Source organism: Cobetia sp. ICG0124 (genome assembly GCF_004006355.1).
GTDB lineage: Bacteria > Pseudomonadota > Gammaproteobacteria > Pseudomonadales > Halomonadaceae > Cobetia > Cobetia marina.
In genome coordinates this window covers 1,059,974-1,077,672 of the sequence record NZ_CP024893.1, presented here as the reverse complement: position 1 = coordinate 1,077,672, position 17,699 = coordinate 1,059,974, and the positions used below count along the sequence as shown (strand labels likewise).

14 protein-coding genes and 1 pseudogene are annotated in these 17,699 nt (G+C 63.2%); 5 read left to right on the top strand and 10 right to left on the bottom strand.

Annotation, left to right across the window (positions count from 1 at the left end):
- Positions 1-21: 21 nt before the first annotated feature.
- From CU110_RS04940 to galE, 3 genes are all read right to left on the bottom strand, one after another.
- On the bottom strand, positions 22-1,695 hold the full coding sequence (locus CU110_RS04940; protein ID WP_127734735.1) for a phosphoethanolamine transferase: 1,674 nt from the start codon (positions 1,693-1,695) through the stop codon (positions 22-24).
- Positions 1,674-2,387: a 3'(2'),5'-bisphosphate nucleotidase CysQ gene (cysQ, locus tag CU110_RS04935; protein WP_127734732.1), complete on the bottom strand. Its 714-nt coding sequence runs from the start codon at positions 2,385-2,387 to the stop codon at positions 1,674-1,676. The genes CU110_RS04940 and cysQ overlap by 22 nt, the downstream gene beginning before the upstream one ends.
- A gap of 101 nt (positions 2,388-2,488) precedes the next feature.
- Positions 2,489-3,508 (bottom strand): UDP-glucose 4-epimerase GalE, encoded by a 1,020-nt coding sequence (galE, locus tag CU110_RS04930; RefSeq protein WP_084208121.1) that lies wholly within the window; start codon positions 3,506-3,508, stop codon positions 2,489-2,491.
- A gap of 526 nt (positions 3,509-4,034) precedes the next feature.
- Here galE and CU110_RS04925 point away from each other — a divergent pair.
- Positions 4,035-5,648 (top strand): SLC13 family permease, encoded by a 1,614-nt coding sequence (locus tag CU110_RS04925; protein ID WP_127734728.1) that lies wholly within the window; start codon positions 4,035-4,037, stop codon positions 5,646-5,648.
- On the opposite strand, the gene gltS is transcribed toward CU110_RS04925, so the two are convergent.
- Together gltS and leuA are read right to left on the bottom strand one after the other, a co-directional pair.
- Positions 5,623-6,813 carry a sodium/glutamate symporter gene (gene gltS / locus CU110_RS04920; RefSeq protein WP_077374665.1) on the bottom strand — a complete coding sequence of 397 codons (1,191 nt, stop codon included), beginning with the start codon at positions 6,811-6,813 and terminating at the stop codon, positions 5,623-5,625. The two genes, CU110_RS04925 and gltS, sit on opposite strands and share 26 nt — an antisense overlap.
- 305 nt (positions 6,814-7,118) lie before the next feature.
- Entirely contained in the window at positions 7,119-8,843 is a 1,725-nt protein-coding gene (gene leuA / locus CU110_RS04915; RefSeq protein WP_084208120.1) for a 2-isopropylmalate synthase, read from the bottom strand.
- 140 nt (positions 8,844-8,983) lie between these two features.
- Between leuA and CU110_RS04910 the strand changes: the two are divergent.
- Positions 8,984-9,469, top strand: a pseudogene (locus CU110_RS04910) (Lrp/AsnC family transcriptional regulator); the annotation flags it as partial.
- Here the strand turns inward: CU110_RS04910 and hppD are convergent.
- Positions 9,448-10,545 (bottom strand): 4-hydroxyphenylpyruvate dioxygenase, encoded by a 1,098-nt coding sequence (hppD, locus tag CU110_RS04905; protein WP_127734725.1) that lies wholly within the window; start codon positions 10,543-10,545, stop codon positions 9,448-9,450. The pseudogene CU110_RS04910 and the gene hppD overlap by 22 nt on opposite strands.
- A gap of 355 nt (positions 10,546-10,900) precedes the next feature.
- The gene (locus CU110_RS04900) at positions 10,901-11,506 is read right to left on the bottom strand and encodes a LysE/ArgO family amino acid transporter (protein ID WP_077374677.1); all 606 of its coding nucleotides are present in this window, start codon (positions 11,504-11,506) and stop codon (positions 10,901-10,903) included.
- 81 nt (positions 11,507-11,587) lie between these two features.
- Between CU110_RS04900 and CU110_RS04895 the strand changes: the two genes are divergently transcribed.
- The gene (locus tag CU110_RS04895) at positions 11,588-12,526 is read left to right on the top strand and encodes a LysR family transcriptional regulator ArgP (protein WP_077374680.1); all 939 of its coding nucleotides are present in this window, start codon (positions 11,588-11,590) and stop codon (positions 12,524-12,526) included.
- A 1-nt stretch (position 12,527) separates the two neighbouring features.
- On the opposite strand, the gene argE is transcribed toward CU110_RS04895, so the two are convergent.
- Together argE and CU110_RS04885 are read right to left on the bottom strand one after the other, a co-directional pair.
- Positions 12,528-13,766, bottom strand: a complete 1,239-nt coding sequence (gene argE / locus CU110_RS04890) for an acetylornithine deacetylase (RefSeq protein WP_338079149.1) — start codon at positions 13,764-13,766, stop codon at positions 12,528-12,530.
- Between the two features lie 13 nt (positions 13,767-13,779).
- Positions 13,780-14,658 (bottom strand): EamA family transporter, encoded by an 879-nt coding sequence (locus CU110_RS04885; protein WP_077374683.1) that lies wholly within the window; start codon positions 14,656-14,658, stop codon positions 13,780-13,782.
- 230 nt (positions 14,659-14,888) lie between these two features.
- On the opposite strand from CU110_RS04885, the gene CU110_RS04880 reads away from it, so the two are divergent.
- On the top strand, positions 14,889-16,004 hold the full coding sequence (locus CU110_RS04880) for a PLP-dependent aminotransferase family protein (RefSeq protein WP_240665477.1): 1,116 nt from the start codon (positions 14,889-14,891) through the stop codon (positions 16,002-16,004).
- 26 nt (positions 16,005-16,030) lie between these two features.
- On the opposite strand, the gene fdhA is transcribed toward CU110_RS04880, so the two are convergent.
- Positions 16,031-17,239 (bottom strand): formaldehyde dehydrogenase, glutathione-independent, encoded by a 1,209-nt coding sequence (gene fdhA / locus CU110_RS04875; RefSeq protein WP_084208117.1) that lies wholly within the window; start codon positions 17,237-17,239, stop codon positions 16,031-16,033.
- A gap of 29 nt (positions 17,240-17,268) precedes the next feature.
- Here fdhA and CU110_RS04870 point away from each other — a divergent pair, with 29 nt between their 5' ends.
- Positions 17,269-17,646, top strand: a complete 378-nt coding sequence (locus CU110_RS04870) for a hypothetical protein (RefSeq protein WP_077374692.1) — start codon at positions 17,269-17,271, stop codon at positions 17,644-17,646.
- The last annotated feature ends 53 nt before the right edge of the window (positions 17,647-17,699 follow it).

Below are 17,699 nucleotides of genomic sequence, written 5' to 3'. Positions count from 1 at the left end.
GCGCGGAGGTTTCCCTCGCCGTCACGCCAGATCCGGACTTTCCAGCAGACGCGTCGTGGCCTCCACGGCCTCTTCCAGTTCTTCGGCACCGGGGGCCAGCGGCCGGGCAAGAAAGTCCGACGGCAGATCCTCGAAGAAGTTCAGACGCCCCAGTTGATCCAGCACTGGATGGCGCTCGCGCGGCTGATAGCAGGCCGACCAGGGTGACAGACATGGCTTGTCCCCCGAGAAGTGGATTCCCATCCAGTCACTGGCCAGATAGGGAAGATCAAAACTGGCGAACGGCTGACGGGCATGCTCGCGCAGATGCACCATCTCACGCTCGGGATTGGGACCACGCCCCGCCTGCCACAGCCACAGGGGAATGCGATAAGGCGCCTGGCTGGGGCGATCACCGCCATGCACGTAAGCATCGCTGAGCGGATCATGCTCAAGACCATGATCGGAAAGGTAGAGCACGCCGGCATGGCGACCCTCGAGACGTTGGAAGACGCCCTCCAGCACCTGGTCCGTGAAGCGGATACTGTCGTCATAGGCATCGGTCAGCGGCGAGGTACTGTCCGGTGTCAGGAAGTAACGCAGCGAGTCGGGGTACTGCAGGCTGGCCGGCGGATGGCTGCCGTACAGATGCAGTACGATCAGTCGCGGCCCTTTGACCTTGCGCGCCAGTGCCTCATCGAGTGCATCCAGCAGTCCGTCGTCGTACTCCGTCATGATGGTTCTGGCGACGTCGGCACGCTGGGCGATGGCGGTGATCCAGGTGCGCTCGGAGGTGATATCGAGCCCCTGACGTGACAGCCACTCCGTATGCATGCCGGCCTGATTGGCCAATGAAATCAGGTTGGCATCCAGATAGCGCGGCGAGAAGGTGCGCGGGTCCATCAGACTGGAAAGCATCGGCACCGCCAGCACCGTCTGCGGCGCCGGCGCGATAGCCTGATCAAAGACCACCAGCTGATCACGACGGGCGTCGAGATTGGGCGTGGTCGGGCGCGAATACCCGTAGAGCGACAGCTGATCACGCCGCTGGGACTCACCGATCACCAGCACGAAGACCGCATCATCCGGCACATCAGGGCTGAGCGTGACCTTGCCGAAATCGTAGTCATCCGCCATCAATGCCTTGAAACGCTCCTTTTCCCACCAGGCATGTGAGGTGGTGGCCAGGTTCCAGCCCGGCGATACCGACAGCGTGGTGATGGCCAGCGGCACGCTGGCACGCCCCCACTGCCAGCTACCAGCCAGCAGCATCAGCATCCAGAGCACGAAGGCGATTCCGCTGCGCCCCCCCAGCCGGGCACGAGCCAACCCCGCCCCATGGCGATTGGCCAGTGACAGGGCCAGCAGGAAGAACCCCAGCGGCACGATGAGTGCCAGCGGGAACTTGAACAGCATCGCCATCGACTCGCTGCGACTGGTATCCAGCGAACTCAGCGCGAAGGCCAGGCCATAGCGCGAATCGTAATAGACGGCGCTGACCACACTGGCCGAGAGATTGACGCCCAATGCGGCCATCAGGCCAAGTGCCGGCCAGCGCCAGCGTGGGCGATGGGCTGCCGCCAGCAGACACGGCCACAGCAGCAGGTTACCGACCAGGATCAGACCGCCCTCGAGCAGCCCGTGGTAGATCAATGGCACCAGACTGGCCAGCGATGACAGCAGCACGGCGCTGATCAGCCCGCATCGAAGACACACCCGCCCGCCGCTTCCAGCACGGCCTGCGCCGCGGCGGTGTCCCACTCGCAGGTCGGGGCATAGCGCGGGTAGAGATCCGCGTCGCCTTCCGCGATACGACAGAATTTCAGCGAACTGCCGCAGCTGACGGTCTCGACCGGCGTCAGACGCTCGATCAGCGCCGCCGTCTGCGCATCGAGATGCGACTTGCTGGCCACGACTCTCAACACCTCGGGCTCCGGGCTGACGCGAATGGCCGTTCGTCCATTGGCGTCCTCGCGAAACGCGCCCACGCCATCAAGCCCGCTCCAGGTCGCCCTGAGCACCGGCGCATCCACCACGCCCAGCACGCTGCGCGTCCCCTGGATCAAGGCGACATTGACGGTGTATTCGCCACTGCCGTTGACGAACTCGCGGGTGCCATCCAGCGGGTCCACCAGCCAGAAGGTCTGCCAGTCACGGCGCGCCACGATATCCGCCTTGTCGCTTTCCTCGGAGAGCACCGGAATCTGCGGCGTCAGGCGGGCCAGCCCCTCCACCAGCACACGGTGTGCCGCAAGATCCGCGGCCGTCACCGGACTGTCATCGGCCTTGGCGCGTGTCTCGAGATCGCCGCCCTGCGCAACGGCGAGTATCGCCTGCCCCGCATCACGGCAGAGCGTCTCGATGGCCGTCAGAAGTTCAAGATCAGGGGTGACATCAGACTGATTCATGGAAGTCTCGCAGATAATTCAAGGGAGTCAGCACGCGGCTTTCAGCTCGGGGCCATCATACGCAAAAGCGGCCGCGGATTCTGCCCACGGCCGCTTCCAGTTCAGTTGCTGCGATAGCCATTGGGGTTGCGTGACTGCCAACGCCAGCTGTCAGCCATCATGCGATCCAGCCCCAGCTCCGCCTTCCACTTCAATTCCTTGAAGGCCTTGTCCGGCTCCGCCCAGCATTCGGCGATATCACCGGAACGCCGCGGCGCGATGCGATAAGGCACCGGGCGACCGCTGGCCTTCTCGAAGGCCTTGACCATGTCCAGCACACTATAGCCAGTGCCGGTACCCAGGTTGTAGGTGTGGACACCATCACGCGCATCACCGGCCAGATAGTCCAGCGCCTTGAGGTGGCCATCGGCCAGGTCGACGACGTGGATGTAGTCACGCACCCCGGTGCCATCCGGCGTCGGATAGTCATCACCGAACACTGCCAGCTCTTCAAGGCGACCCACCGCCACCTGGCTGATATAGGGCACCAGGTTGTTGGGGATGCCGTTGGGGTCCTCACCGATGGTACCGGACTCGTGGGCACCCACCGGATTGAAATAGCGCAGCAGCGCGATGCGCCAGCTGTCATCCGCCACGGACAGGTCACGCAGCACTTCCTCGACCATCAGCTTGGAGCGGCCGTAGGGGTTGGTCGCGGACGTCGGGAAGTCTTCACGGATCGGCGTGGACGCCGGATCGCCATACACGGTGGCGGAGGAAGAGAACACGATACGCTTGACGCCGGCCCGCGCCATGGCATCACACAGCACCAGGGTGCCATTGACGTTGTTGTCGTAGTAGGCCAGCGGCTTGGCGACGCTCTCGCCCACCGCCTTGAGCCCGGCGAAGTGGACCACGGCCTCGATATCATGACGCTCGAACAGGCTGTCGAGCAGCGCGCCGTTGCGGATATCCCCTTCGACGAACGGCACTTCGCGTCCGGCAAGCGTCGCCACACGCGCGAGGGAGGCTTCGCTGGCATTGGACAGGTTGTCCAGCACCAGCACCTGATGGCCGGCCTCCATGAGCGCCAATACCGTATGAGACCCGATGTAGCCTGCACCACCCGTGACCAGAATCATCCATCATCTTCCTTGTGAAAGTAACGCGACAGTGGGCCGCGCAGTTGACCTGCGCCGGCCCCGTTCATGGCTGCTAACCCTACCTTCCAGCCCTTGCGCTCACAAGTCCACAGCCAACGACAGCGTCTGTCGCCAGACAGCAACCTGACCCGTGCAGGATGGCGTCACGCAAGGCCTCGCACGCGACCTGAGCGCCTCGGATCGAGCGTCGCGCTTGCGCGGCGTCAAGGTTTCACCCACGGGAGTTTCGAAACAGGCAATGAAGGCTATTGAGCCGTGGCGCAATGCTGAGACAATGGCGCCGCCTGCCGGCCCGAAAGCCCCACCTGACCGACTCTCGGCGGCGATCGACCGACGCAGGCAGCATGACACGACGTGCATGATCTCCCGTTCAGGAACGAATGCATGCCGTGCAGTGAACAACGCCAACACGACAACGTGCCATCACCTACCATGACCCATACCAACAACACGATGACCAACATGATGAGGAAGCCTGTCGCCAGCGGGCTTCTCTGGAGTCGACATGCCTGAGCAACCTACCGATCACGTCGTTGATCAATCCTCCACGCCGCCGCAAGCGCCACTTGCGGCGCGTATCGGTCTGATACTCGGTCCGCTCCTGCTGCTGCTGACCTGGCTGACCCCTGCCCCGGGCGACATGCCGGACACCGCCTGGCTCTGCGTGGGCCTGGCGCTGTTGATGGCGACCTGGTGGGCCACCGAAGCATTGCCGATACCGGTGACGTCGCTGTTGCCCATCGTGCTGGTGCCCGCACTTGGCATCGACGACATCAAAAGCACCACGGCAGCCTATGCCAATCCGACCATCTATCTGTTCCTCGGCGGCTTCCTGCTCGGGATCGCCATGCAGCGCTGGGACCTGCATCGCCGCGTGGCCCTGCATACGCTGAAGCTTGCCGGCCATTCGCCCCGCCGTCAGATCGCCGGTTTCATGATCGCCACCGGCTTCATCAGCATGTGGGTATCCAATACCGCGACCAGCATCATGATGCTGCCCATCGGCATGTCAGTGGTCAGCCTGATGTCCAGTGGCCGGGATGAGCGCGACAGCGACGACCCGGAGCTGAAGCGCTACGCCGCCGCCCTGCTGCTGGCCATCGCCTACTCCGCCAGCCTTGGCGGTATCGCGACACTGATCGGTACGCCGCCGAATGCCCTGCTGGCGGGTTACCTGTCCAGTGACCAGGGCATCGAGATCGGCTTCGCCCAGTGGATGGTCGTCGGCCTGCCGGTGGCCATCGCGATGTGCACCATCACCTGGTGGTGGTTGACGCGCACGCCCTTCTCCTTCGCATCCGAGACTTCGGACAGTGGCGAGATGATAAAGCGTGAGCTCAAGGCACTGGGTGTCATGAGCAGCGCCGAGAAGCGTGTCGGCATCGCCTTCCTGGTAGCCGCCCTGCTGTGGATGTTCCGCCCGCTGATCAATCAGAGCGGCCTTGAGTGGCTGTCGGATACCGGCATCGCCATGGCCATCGGCGTCGGACTGTTCGCGATTCCCTCCGGCACCTCACGCGGTCGTCGCCTGCTGGTGTGGGAAGACGCGCGTGACCTGCCCTGGGGCGTATTGCTGCTGTTCGGGGGGGGACTGGCACTGGCGGGCGTCATCAAGAGCTCGGGTCTGGCGGAGTGGATCGCCGGACAGCTGTCGATGTTCAGCGTGCTGCCGCTCATCGGGCTCGTGGGCATCGTGGTACTGGTGATCATCTTCCTGACCGAGGTCACATCCAATACCGCGACGGCCGCCGCCTTCCTGCCCCTGCTGGGCGCGCTTGCGCTGTCGCTGGACATCGACCCGCTGCTGATCACCGTGCCGGCGGCCATCGCGGCCAGCTGCGCCTTCATGATGCCGGTGGCCACGCCACCCAATGCCATCGTGTTCGCCACCGGGCACCTCAAGATCCAGACCATGATGCGCGCCGGCTTCTTCCTGAACCTGGCAGGCACCGTGGTGGTCACGCTGCTGGCCTATGGCCTGATCGTGGCACTGTGGCCCCCGAAACGACAACGCCGGACTCCCATGGAGTCCGGCGTTGTCGTTCATGCCAGGCAGATTCTGCGACATCTCATCATGACACCTGCTGTCATGTTCAGAAGAAGCCGAGGAAGCCCTTGATGATCAGCGAGTTGGCGATATCGATCAGGAAGCCACCCACCACCGGCACGATGATGAAGGCCAGACGTGACGGCCCGTGGTGCTGCGTGACCGCCTGCATGTTGGCGATCGCCGTCGGCGTGGCGCCCATGCCGAAACCACAGTTACCCGCGACCAGCACCGCAGCGTCGTAGTTCTTGCCCATCAGGCGGAAGGTGACCTGGGTGGTGTAGAGGAACACCAGCGCGACCTGTGCCAGCAGGATGGCCAGAATCGGCAGTGCCAGATTGGCCAGATCCCAGAGCTTGAGCGTCATCAGTGCCAGTGCCAGGAAGATTGACAGACTGATGTTGCCCAGCACATCCACGGCATGGGTATTGAGATGCTTGTCGCCGAAGGCGCGCACCACGTTGCCGATGACGATACAGCTGAACAGCACCCACACGAAGGTCGGCAGCGAGAAGGCCGTATCCGCCGTGAGTGCCTGCAGCTGCTGACCGCTGACGACCCCGAGCAGCAACATGAAGAGCGTTTTCAGAGCATTGGCGGTATTCAGCGGGTGCTGGACTTCCGTCTCGTCATACTCGGAATCGCTGACCTGGGCATTGATGTCCTGTCCTTCACGCTTCATGCGATTGATCAGGAAACGTGCCGTCGGCCCACCGATCAGCGACCCGAACACCAAGCCGAAGGTGGCACAGGCCATCGCGACTTCCATCGCGCCATTGATGCCATATTCATCGGCGAAGACGTTGGCCCAGGCAGCCCCTGTACCGTGACCACCGGACATGGTGATGGAACCGCCGAGCAGCCCCAGTACCGGGTCGAGGCCAAACAGGCTGGCAACACCGACACCCAGCAGGTTCTGCAGGATGAGCAGGCCGATGACCAGCACGAGGAACAGGATCAGCTTGCTGCCGCCGGCGCGAATCATGCGGACGTCCGCCGACAGGCCGACCGAGCCGAAGAACAGCAACATGAAGGGGGTCTGGAGACCGGCGAAGAACTGAAACTCGTAGCCCAAGCCACGCAGGCCGGTGACGATGAGGGTGGCGATGAGACCGCCGACCACAGGTTCGGGGATGTTGAACTCGCGCAGCACGCGTACGCGCTCGACAATCAGATGACCGACGACGAGGACAAGCGCCGCCAGCAGCAGGGTAGTGATAGCATCAAGTTGAATCATGCGATACCGATGAGTAGTTGTGGGTTGTTCTAGCGGACCTCCTGAACGAGAGGTGCACCGGCGAATCCCGACCGACGAGGGGATGGGGACACATCCATTGTCTCGTCACTCAGGGGGGTTGCCCTTGCACCGCTTGGAATTGTTGTGCTCTCGAATCCGTTGTACCACCAGATCGTTATCATTTACGCGGATGCAGCGATGATACGCAGGGATGGCACCGGTGCAAGTCCGGATATTGACTCGTCAGACAACTTCCGACAAAAGTCTATATCCGCTCGCCATGCCGCTCGTGTCGCTCATTGCCGTCAGACGGCGACGGGACCCGCCTCTTCGGCACGTTCCGCTTCACTGCGTGCACTGCTTTCCAGGCCGCGATTGACCGCCGACAGCACCGCCTTGAGTGACGCGCTCACGGTGTCACCATCCTCGGCCATACCGCAGACGCGCTTGCCATCGAGATTGAGCATCACGAAGGCCACCGCCACGGCGTCACTGCCTTCCCCGAGCGCATGCTCGCCGTAGTCCACCACGCTGACGGTGGCACCGGTGTGACGCTGCCAGGCATCCATGAAGGCGGAGATGGCACCGTTGCCTTCACCGGCCAAGGCAATCTGCTCACCCTTCTCGTCGATCAGTGTCGCGGTGAGCTGCTCGGCCCCCTCACGATCCAGTCGATAGCCCTTGAGACTCAGCGGTGCCTCGCGCTTGAAGCTGGCATCGAGAATCGCGCGGATCTGGTTGCTGGACAGCTCACCACTGACCTGCTCGCTGGCCTTCTGCACGTGCGGGGCGAGCTCGAGGCTCATCCAGCGCGGCAGGCTGATGCCGTGATCGCGTTCGAGCAGGAAGGCCATGCCGCCCTTGCCGGACTGGCTGTTGACGCGAATCACCGCCTGGAAGTCGCGACCCAGATCCTGCGGGTCGATGGGCAGATAGGCGACCTGCCACGGCTCGTCCGCCTGCTGCTTCTTGAGGCACTTGCGAATCGCGTCCTGATGGCTGCCGGAGAAGGCGGTGTAGACCAGCTCCCCGACCCACGGGTGGCGCGGATGCACCGGCAGATTGGTGCACTCGGTGTAGACCTGGATGATCTCGTCCGGATTGGAGAGGTCCAGCTCCGGGTCGATCCCCTGGCTGTAGAGGTTCATCGCCATGGTGATCAGGTCCATGTTGCCGGTACGCTCACCATTGCCCAGCAAGGTTCCTTCGATGCGGTCCGCCCCGGCCAGCAGGCCGAGCTCGGCAGCGGCAGCGGCACCGCCCCGGTCGTTGTGGGTATGCAGCGAGATGATCGCGCAGTCACGACGACTGAGGTGCTTGATGAAGTACTCGACCTGATCCGCGAAGTGATTGGGCGGGCCCACTTCCACCGTGGCCGGCAGGTTGAGGATGCAGCGATTGTCCGGTGTCGGCTGCCAGACATCCATCACCGCTTCACAGACCTCGACGGCGTAATCCATCTCGGTGGAAGTGAAGCTCTCCGGCGAGTACTGGAACACCCAGTGGGTGTCCGGGTAACGCGCAGCGTAGTCCTTGACCAGCTGCGCACCTTCGACGGCGATGGCCTTGATGCCCTCACGATCCATCTCGAACACCCGCTCGCGCTGAACGGTGGAGGTGGAGTTGTAGACGTGCACCACGGCATCGCGCGCCCCGACCAGTGACTCGAAGGTACGGGCGATCAAGTGCTCACGCGCCTGCACCAGCACCTGGATGCTGACACCCTCCGGCACCTGGTCTTCCTCGATCAACCAGCGCACGAAGTCGAAATCGAGCTGACTGGCGGACGGGAAACCGACTTCGATCTCCTTGAGGCCGATCTTGACCAGCAGCTTCCACATCAGCTTCTTCTGCTCGACCGTCATCGGCTCAAGCAGCGCCTGGTTGCCATCGCGCAGGTCGACACTGGCCCATAGCGGCGCCTGGGTCACGGTACGCGACGGCCATTGGCGGTCGGTCAGCGCGACAGGCGTGACGGGGCGATATTTGGTGTGGTCGAAGGCAGCACTTGGCGTGGATGCAGCAGTCATGGTCGTGTCCTTGGCGTGGTGGGCGTGGAAAGCAACGTTCGACATCCAGATGCGGATTCGATGGCACCTTTCCCGCTCAACAGTGTCCCAATCGGGGCGCCTGAGTAAATGTGAGATGACGAGGGCATCAAGGCCCTAAAATGAGCCAGAACATTTCTCTCCCGACACTGGACCGCTTCGATCGACGGATTCTTGACGAACTCCAGCAGTCGGGACGCATCAGCAATCAGGAGCTCGCCGAGCGCATTGGCCTGTCACCGTCACCTTGCCTGCGCCGGGTACGTGCCCTGGAAGAAAGCGGCATGATCACGGGGTATCGGGCACAGGTCGATGCCCGCAAGCTGGGTCTGAGCCTGATGGCGCTGCTGCATATCTCGATGGACCGCCATACCCCGGAGCGCTTCGCCAACTTCGAGGAAACCATCGCGGCGCTGCCCCAGGTGATGGAGTGCCTGCTGATCACCGGTCAGGAAGCCGACTACCAGCTCAAGGTGGTCGTCAATGACATGGATGACTATCACGACCTGCTGCTCAAGCAGATCACCCGTATCGAGGGCGTCACCGGCGTGCATTCAAGCTTCGTGCTGCGTCAGGTGATCGACCATCAGCGCGTGCCGACGAACCGCTCGCCCTCCAGCACCCCGCGACGGATCTGGTCTTCCTCGATGGATTCGAACAGCGCCTTGAAATTGCCTTCACCGAAACCGTCATTGCCCTTGCGCTGGATGATCTCGAAGAAGATCGGCCCGATCACCGTCTCGGTGAAGATCTGCAACAGGATTCCTTCACCCGGTGCGCCATCCACCAGCAGGCTCAAGGCCTTGAGATCCTCGACGTTCTCTTCATGGTTGGGCACCCGTGCATCGACCTTTTCATAATAGGGTTCGGGTGTGGTCAGGAACTTGACGCCATTGGCCTTGAGCGCCTTGACGGTGGCATAGATGTCATCCGTCGCCATCGCCAGATGCTGGATGCCTTCCCCGTTGTAATCCCGGATGAATTCCGCGATCTGGGAGTTGTCGTCGGCGGACTCGTTGATGGGGATGTGCATCTTGCCGCAGGGCGCTGTCATGGCTCGCGAGAAGAGCCCGGTCATCTTGCCCTCGATATCGAAATAACGGATCTCGCGGAAGTTGGCGATACGAGCATAGAAGTCCGCCCACACATCCATCTGGCCGCGTCCGACGTTGTGCGTCAGATGATCCAGCGTATGCAGGCCGACGCTGTTGGCATTCTCCACCGCCCCCTCGATGGCGACGAAGTCGGTGTCGTAGATCGAGCGTTCCCGGTGATGGTCCACGAAATACAGCACCGAGCCGCCAATCCCTTGCACCGCCGGGATGCCCACCTCGCCCGGCCCGACCGGATGCTCGACGCTGCGCGCACCGTGCGCCAGCGCGTAGCGATGCGCCTGCTCGGCATCTGCCACGCGCCAGGCCATCGCACAGGCACTCGGGCCATGAATCGCCGCGAAGCGTGCCGCGGGGCTGTTCGGCTCGGCGTTGAGCACCACATTGATGCCATGCTGCTGGAACAGGAACACCTGCTTGGAGCGATGGCGACGGGTCTCGGTAAATCCGAGCTGATTGAACAACTTGCGCAGGGCATCGATCCCGGCGGCATCCGGTGCCGTGAACTCGACGAACTCGAAGCCGTCCGTGCCGATGGGATTGTGCTGTTCGATACGCGCCGGTGCGTTCATGAGGTACTCCTGAGTCAGGCTGCCGACAAGGCAGGCAAGGTAGAGAAAGGCGGGCGACATCCTTCATGACAGGCGAACGCGCCGCACATCACCTGTGATGTCCCGATTCCGTTATCGGGAATCTATGCCTTGCCTGCCGCCCTGCCCATGCACCTTGCGCCCTCATTGGTGCCGTATCCTGCCTCCCCCCACGCCAGACATGTAACGAAACTCTGCCATAGCGCTGACGGCCATCTCGACACTGCTCACCCGGGGCGCTCTCACTGCCGCGAGCACCTGACACTGCGTCATGCTTTCTTTACACCTATCGGCGCGTCGCGCCTGCGACTGCCACATGCCCGTCTTGCGTTGGCCACTAGAGCCAGGCGCCACTGCCCAGCTGCCAGGCGACGGCCAGCAGAATGGCCGCGATGAAGGCTTCGATGACCTGCCAGGCACGCGGACTGGTCAGGCGGGGTGCCAGCCAGCCAGCACAGGCCACCAGCCCGAAGAACCAGACCATCGAGGCCAGGCTGGCTCCGGCGATGAAGCCCGCCGGCGAGCTCTGTTGTGCCCCGATGGCACCCAGCATCACCAGGGTATCCAGATAGACCTGCGGATTGAGCAAGGTCACCGCCAGAGTCGCCATCAGCACCTTGCCAAGGCTCGCCTTGAGCGCCGTACTCGCCGTGAGCTGCCCACCACTGCGCATGCGCCCCAGCGCCTTGACGGCTTGCCAGAGCAGGAAGGCGACACCTCCCCAACGCGCGATGCTCATCAACATGGGGGATTGCTGCATCAAGGCCCCCAGCCCCAAGACCCCCGCCACGATCAGCAGCCAATCACACAGCGCACAGAGCCCCGCGACCCACCATTGATGTTCGCGCTTGAGTCCCTGACCCAGCACGAAGGCATTCTGGGCACCGATGGCGATGATCAGCCCGGCCCCGACACCTGCTCCATTGAACACTGACCACCACATGACACTGCAGCCGCAGGCAGAGTACGCTAGGATGAATACATCATGGAAATTGATTCAGGGAATGGCTCATAAGGATTTCTGATGCTGGACTACAAACTGCTGGAGGCGCTGGCCGCCGTCATCGACCAGGCAGGTTTCGAGCGCGGGGCACGCGCGCTGGGCCTGACACAATCAGCGGTCTCGCAGCGCATCAAGCTGCTGGAGGCCCGTCTGGGTCAGCCGGTACTGGTGCGCACGCCACGCCTGGGACCGACTCCACTGGGGCGGCGTCTGCTCAACCATGTGCAGCAGGTGCGCCTGCTGGAGCATGACCTGCTGGATCAGATTCCCGCTCTCGGTGACAGCGAGCAGCGCCTGCGCATCGCCATCAATGCCGACTCGCTGGCCACCTGGTGGCCACAGGTCACCGGTGCCTTCTGTCAGACGCACGAGCTGCTGCTGGACATGCTGGTGGAAGATCAGGAGGTCGCCCTCAAGCGCATGCGCGATGGCGAGGTGGCGGGCTGCATCTGCTCGACCCCACGCCCGGTCCAGGGGGCTCGCTCACACCCGCTGGGCAGCATGCGGTATCGCGCATTGGCCAGCCCGGATTTCGTGCGCCGCCACATCGCCGGAGAGGATGGCGTCATCCCGTCACGTCTGCCTGCCGAGAAACTGCGCAGCATGCCCGCCATCGTCTATGGCCGGGATGACCGTCTGCAGCATCGGCTGCTGGCCGAGATGGGCTTCGACGAGCCTTTCCCGCATCACCTCTGTCCCTCCTCAGAAGGCTTCGTTCACCTGGCCTTGAGTGGCATGGGCTATGGGATGATTCCCGAGCAGCAGGCGCGCCACCTGCTGGACAGCGGTGAACTGGTCGATATCGCGCCGGACCACGCGCTGGACATCCCGCTCTACTGGCATCACTGGCGCCATGGCGGCAGCACCCTCGAACAGCTCACTGATCACCTGCTGCGTCACTGCAGCGCCATGCTGCTGCCCATACCGGAGCAGCAACCGCCACGCCCGGGGACCCTGTGACTCAGCTCGTCTGCTGCTCACGCACCAGCTGAGCGAGAAAGCGATCACAGGCCGCCAGCTGGCGGATGTCGATGTACTCGTTGGCCTGATGGGCCACGCTGATGGAGCCGGGCCCGCAGACCACCGTCGGCCAGCCTTCGCGCTGGAACTGGCCCGCTTCGGTGGCATAGGTCACCGCCTGACTGGCACGCGCCTCCCCCAGCAGACGCTGACAGAGATGGATCGCCGGATCACGTTCGCCCTGCCCCAGCGCCGGCACCGTCTTCACCGTGCGCTCACTGTGGATCGCCACCTCGGGCGCCCGCTCGCGATAGGGCACGAGCAGACGCTCCGCGTAGGCATCGATCTCCGCCAGCATCGCCTCGACATCCTCGCCCGGCAGATGGCGCAACTCCCAATCGAAGATGCACTGCCCTGCGGTGATGTTGACAGCCGTGCCGCCTTCGATGCGCCCGACATGCAGGCTGGCATGCGGCACCTCGAAACGCTCGTCGAGATGCCCACAATCGATGCGCGCCTGCATGCGGTCCTCGATGAAGGTGACCATGCGTGCCGCCAGATGAATCGCGCTGACCCCCAGATTGACCTGACTGGAATGCGACGGCTTGCCGGTCACCGTGGTGCGGATGACCGTGATGCCCTTGTGGGCATCGACGACGCTCATCAAGGTCGGCTCCCCCACCAGCACCGCCGCCGGGCGCGGCAGGCGATCACGCAGACGCGCGATCATGCGCGGCGCGCCGAGACAGCCGATTTCTTCATCATACGAGAAGGCGAAAATCACAGGCCTTTCAAGCTTGCCATCACGCGCTGCACTCACCAGCGCCGGCACCGCCGCCATGCAGCAGGCGATGAAGCCCTTCATGTCGGATGAGCCCCGCCCATACAGGCGGCCATCGGCCTCGCGCAGCGTGAAGGGATCACTGTCCCAGGCCTGCCCCTCCACCGGCACCACATCGGTATGCCCGGACAGCACCACACCGCCCTCCACGTCAGGGCCGATCACCGCGAGCAGATTGGCCTTGTCACCGCCATCATCATGAATGATCTCGGCGCTGACACCGGCCACTTCCAGAGCATCACGCAGGCAATGGATCAACGCCAGATTCGAGTCACGTGACACGGTCGCGAAATGGATCAGATGCGCCAGCCATTCACGGCTGTTCGGCCAATCGGAGAAGTCGGCGTGCTGAGGCATCAGGCTGGCGGTATCGACGGCGCTGGTGGCGGAAGCGTGCATGGGAGTGCCGCGATCAGCCACAGGCCGCAAGCGCCTTGCGACGCGGGGGATAGAGCACCAGCGCGATCCCGAACAGGAAGATGCTGCACGAGAGCCACTGTGCCAGCGACAACTGCTCATCAAAGATGGCGTAACCACTGAGCAACGCGAACACCGAGACCAGCAAGGTCATGGGGGCCAGTTGACTCATCGGATACTTGAGCAGCATCCGGTTCCAGACCCAGTAACCAAAGAGGGTCGTCGGATAGGCCTGGAACAGCACCGAGACCCAGGCATCCATCCCCCACTGTTGATAGGTGGCACTCAGCACCCCCCAGCCATTCATCGCGACGCTCAACGCCATCAGCGGTAGCGGCGCAAACAGCATGCCCCAGAGGTTGAAGGCGAAAGGTGTGCGCGTGCCGGAGCTGCGCAGAATCACGCCAGCCAGGGGCCAGCAGATCGCCGCCAGCAGGATGAAGGCAAGTCCCGCCAGGGTCACGTTGCCGTTGGTGGTGAAGACGGAGACCACCAGCCCCACCAGCGAGACCAGAATACCTGCCGCCATGCGCGGAGAGATGATCTCCCGGTAGAGCAGCACGCCGACCAGCACCGTGGTCAGCACATCGGTCTGCAACAGGACCGCCGCCATGCCAGAGGACAGCCCGAAGGTGATCGAGCATGAGGCCATGCCCCAGATACCGGTACCGAACACCAGCCCGTAGGCCATCAGGTAGCGCCACGGCACCTGCGGCTTGCGGATGAAGAAGATGAGCGGAAAGGTGGCACACGCGAAGCGCGCCGCGGCGATCAGCAAGGGATCCATGTCACTGACCCCCAGCTTGATCATCGAGAAGTTGAAGCCCCAGATTGCCATCACGCTGGTGATGAGCAATAGATCGCGTCCCTGCATGGCGTGTCTCCTGATCCTCATGGCACGCTATCGACAGCTGGCAGAGAAGTGCATTCAGGATATTCAGGCCGGCAGACTCAGTACCGGGGATCGCATGCTGTCGCTGCGCCAGTTTGCCCGCCAGCACGGCATCAGCGTGTCGACGGCGGTCAGCTGTTATGCGGAGCTGGAATCGCAGGGCTGGCTGATGGCTCGCCCACAATCGGGGTTCTTCATCGTCGAGCCCTCACGTGTCATGCCCGCGCCCTCGCACGCAGAGGTGGTGCGGGCCGCTGGGCACTGCGCATCTGGCGCTGGACAAGGCGACCCGGCAGGCACTGGATCGCAGCCTGCGCCGCGCCATGAAGCGGGCCGTGCATACCCTCAACCAGTATCCCGCCGCGCAAGGCGAACCCGCACTGTTGAGCGCCCTGGCGAGCCATTTCACCCAGGCCGGCTTTGTGCTGGGCAGTGAGGAGCTGGTCATCACTCACGGCTGCATGGATGCGGTCAGGACGGCGCTTGAGGTCTGCACGCAACCCGGCGACACGGTGGCAGTCAGCTCACCGTGCTACAACGGCCTGCTGGATCTACTCTCGCAGCTGTCCCTCGACGTGATCGAGATTCCCTCGAGTGCACAAGGCATCGATCTCGATCAGTTCGAACAGCATCTCGCCAACGGTCAGCTGCAGGCCGGGCTGTTCTGCACCACTCACATGAATCCCCAGGGCATCACCCTCACTCCCGCGCAGAAACAGCGCCTGGCCAGGCTTGCCAATCACTACCGCGTGCCGGTGATCGAGGATGATGTCTATCTCGAGCTCACCCATCGCGAAGCGCCGCCACTGCCAACGGCCTGCCACGACGAAGGTGGCTTCGTCATCTGGTGTGGTTCGGTCTCCAAGACCCTGTCACCGAGCTACCGACTGGGCTGGTGTCGGCCCGGTCGATTCCTTCCGCCATATCTCAAGCGCGCGCTGGGTGTGCCGACGCTGGTACAGTGCACCGTCGCGGACTTCATCGATTCCGGCGCCTATGCCAGTCACCTCAAACGTGTCCGTCACCAGCTCAGCCAGCACAAGGCCCACTACCTCAACTATCTGAGTCAGCATCTGCCCGAGGGCAGTCGCGTGACGCAACCACAAGGTGGCCTGGTGCTGTGGATCGAGGTGCCCGGCCTCGATGCCAGGGCCCTCGGCAAGGCCGCCGAGCAGGCACAGCTAGATATCCGGATCGGCCCCTGGTTTACCGAATCTGCGCGCTATCGCAATTGTCTGCGTCTCAATATCGGCCTTGCACCGGATGAGCGGATCGAGCAGGAACTCGCCCGCCTGATGACGTTGATCGCGAATCACTGCAAACGCTGAAGGTTGAGGGTCTCTCATGCCCGATATCAGGCAGCGCGCCCGTTGCGCACCATGGCATGGGGGTCGATGACGAATTTCTTGGCAGCGCCACCGTCGAAGTCCGCGTAGCCCTGCGGCGCTTCTTCCAGACTGATGACCTGCACGTTGACCGCATCCGCGATATTGACGCGCCCGAACAGGATCGCCTGCATCAGCGGGCGGTGATACTTCATCACCGGACACTGCCCCGTGTGCAACGAGTGAGACTTGGCCCAGCCCAGTCCGAAGCGCATGGAGAGTGCACCGACCTTGGCGGCCTCATCCTCGGCGCCCGGGTCTTCGGTGACATAGAGGCCGGGAATGCCGATCTGGCCGCCGGCACGCGTCAACGCCATTGCCGAGTTGAGCACCGTCGCCGGCTGCTCACGCCCATGATCACATCCACAGCCATGCGCCTCGAAGCCGACGCAATCGACGAAGCAATCCACTTCGCGCTCGCCGAGAATCGCCTCGACCTTGTCCTCCATCGAGCCTTCCTGACGCAGGTCGATGGTCTCGCAGCCGAAGCTCTCGGCCTGCTGCAAACGCTCGGGAATCATGTCGCCGACGATGACGCAGGCCGCCCCCAGCAGCTGGGCAGACACCGCCGCCGCCAGTCCGACCGGCCCGGCCCCCGCGATGTAGACCGTGGCACCCGGCCCGACCCCTGCAGTCACGCAGCCATGGAAGCCTGTCGGGAAGATGTCGGAGAGCAGCGTCAGGTCACGGATCTTCTCCATCGCCTGATCGGCATCCGGGAACTTGAGCAGGTTGAAGTCGGCATAGGGCACCATGACGTAATCCGTCTGACCGCCAGTCCAGCCGCCCATGTCGACATAGCCATAGGCTGCGCCGGGACGCGCCGGATTGACGTTCAGACAGATCCCCGTCTTGCCTTCCTTGCAGTTGCGGCAGCGCCCGCAGGCGATGTTGAACGGGACCGAGACGATGTCACCGACCTTGATGAATTCCACGTCGCGGCCAGCCTCGACGACCAGTCCGGTGATCTCGTGGCCCAGCACCAGGCCCTGGGGTGCCGTGGTCCGGCCACGCACCATGTGCTGATCGCTACCACAGATATTGGTCGAGACGACCTTGAGAATGACGCCGTGTTCACACTTGCGATTTCCCAGCGCCAGGGTCGGATAGTCCAGTGATTCGACACTCACCTTCCCCGCTCCCTGGTAGACGACTCCGCGATTGGCATTGGCTGACATGACGTGCTCCTGCATTCCAAGGAGAGACCATGACCATGACATCCAACGCCCTGCGCACCGCCTGCATGACCGTCGCCATCGCCGGAACCGCCTTCATTGCGGGCTGTGGCAACACCAGCGTGATCGAGAAGCAGGACACGCGTTACGAGGTCAGCGCCGTCGATGAGGACCGTGACGATGCCATCGCTCAGGTCAAGGAACGCGCTCTGGAAGTCTGCGAGGAGCAGGATCGCGACAAGTACGACGTGCTTGATTCCCGTGTCTTCGGCCCGCAGGACAGCATGTCCAAGGCAGCCGAAGGCAACGATCAGCTGGAAGGCGGCACCATCAATGAAGATACCGAGATGGCCGCCGCCACCCACGAAGGTGAAGGCTACAAGGTCGCCTGGACCATCCGCTGCCGCTGAGGCGCCTTCCCGTCAGCCAGCCCGAGCTGACAGCGTTCGGAACGCGCAACCTC

What these genes read in the sequence shown, in the direction of transcription:
- cysQ (WP_127734732.1), bottom strand. Translation starts at nt 2,387, where the DNA reads ATGAATCAGTCTGATGTCACCCCTGATCTTGAACTTCTGACGGCCATC.
- galE (WP_084208121.1), bottom strand. Translation starts at nt 3,508, where the DNA reads ATGATTCTGGTCACGGGTGGTGCAGGCTACATCGGGTCTCATACGGTA.
- CU110_RS04925 (WP_127734728.1), top strand. Translation starts at nt 4,035, where the DNA reads ATGCCTGAGCAACCTACCGATCACGTCGTTGATCAATCCTCCACGCCG.
- gltS (WP_077374665.1), bottom strand. Translation starts at nt 6,813, where the DNA reads ATGATTCAACTTGATGCTATCACTACCCTGCTGCTGGCGGCGCTTGTC.
- leuA (WP_084208120.1), bottom strand. Translation starts at nt 8,843, where the DNA reads ATGACTGCTGCATCCACGCCAAGTGCTGCCTTCGACCACACCAAATAT.
- hppD (WP_127734725.1), bottom strand. Translation starts at nt 10,545, where the DNA reads ATGAACGCACCGGCGCGTATCGAACAGCACAATCCCATCGGCACGGAC.
- CU110_RS04900 (WP_077374677.1), bottom strand. Translation starts at nt 11,506, where the DNA reads ATGTGGTGGTCAGTGTTCAATGGAGCAGGTGTCGGGGCCGGGCTGATC.
- CU110_RS04895 (WP_077374680.1), top strand. Translation starts at nt 11,588, where the DNA reads ATGCTGGACTACAAACTGCTGGAGGCGCTGGCCGCCGTCATCGACCAG.
- argE (WP_338079149.1), bottom strand. Translation starts at nt 13,766, where the DNA reads ATGCACGCTTCCGCCACCAGCGCCGTCGATACCGCCAGCCTGATGCCT.
- CU110_RS04885 (WP_077374683.1), bottom strand. Translation starts at nt 14,658, where the DNA reads ATGCAGGGACGCGATCTATTGCTCATCACCAGCGTGATGGCAATCTGG.
- fdhA (WP_084208117.1), bottom strand. Translation starts at nt 17,239, where the DNA reads ATGTCAGCCAATGCCAATCGCGGAGTCGTCTACCAGGGAGCGGGGAAG.
- CU110_RS04870 (WP_077374692.1), top strand. Translation starts at nt 17,269, where the DNA reads ATGACCATGACATCCAACGCCCTGCGCACCGCCTGCATGACCGTCGCC.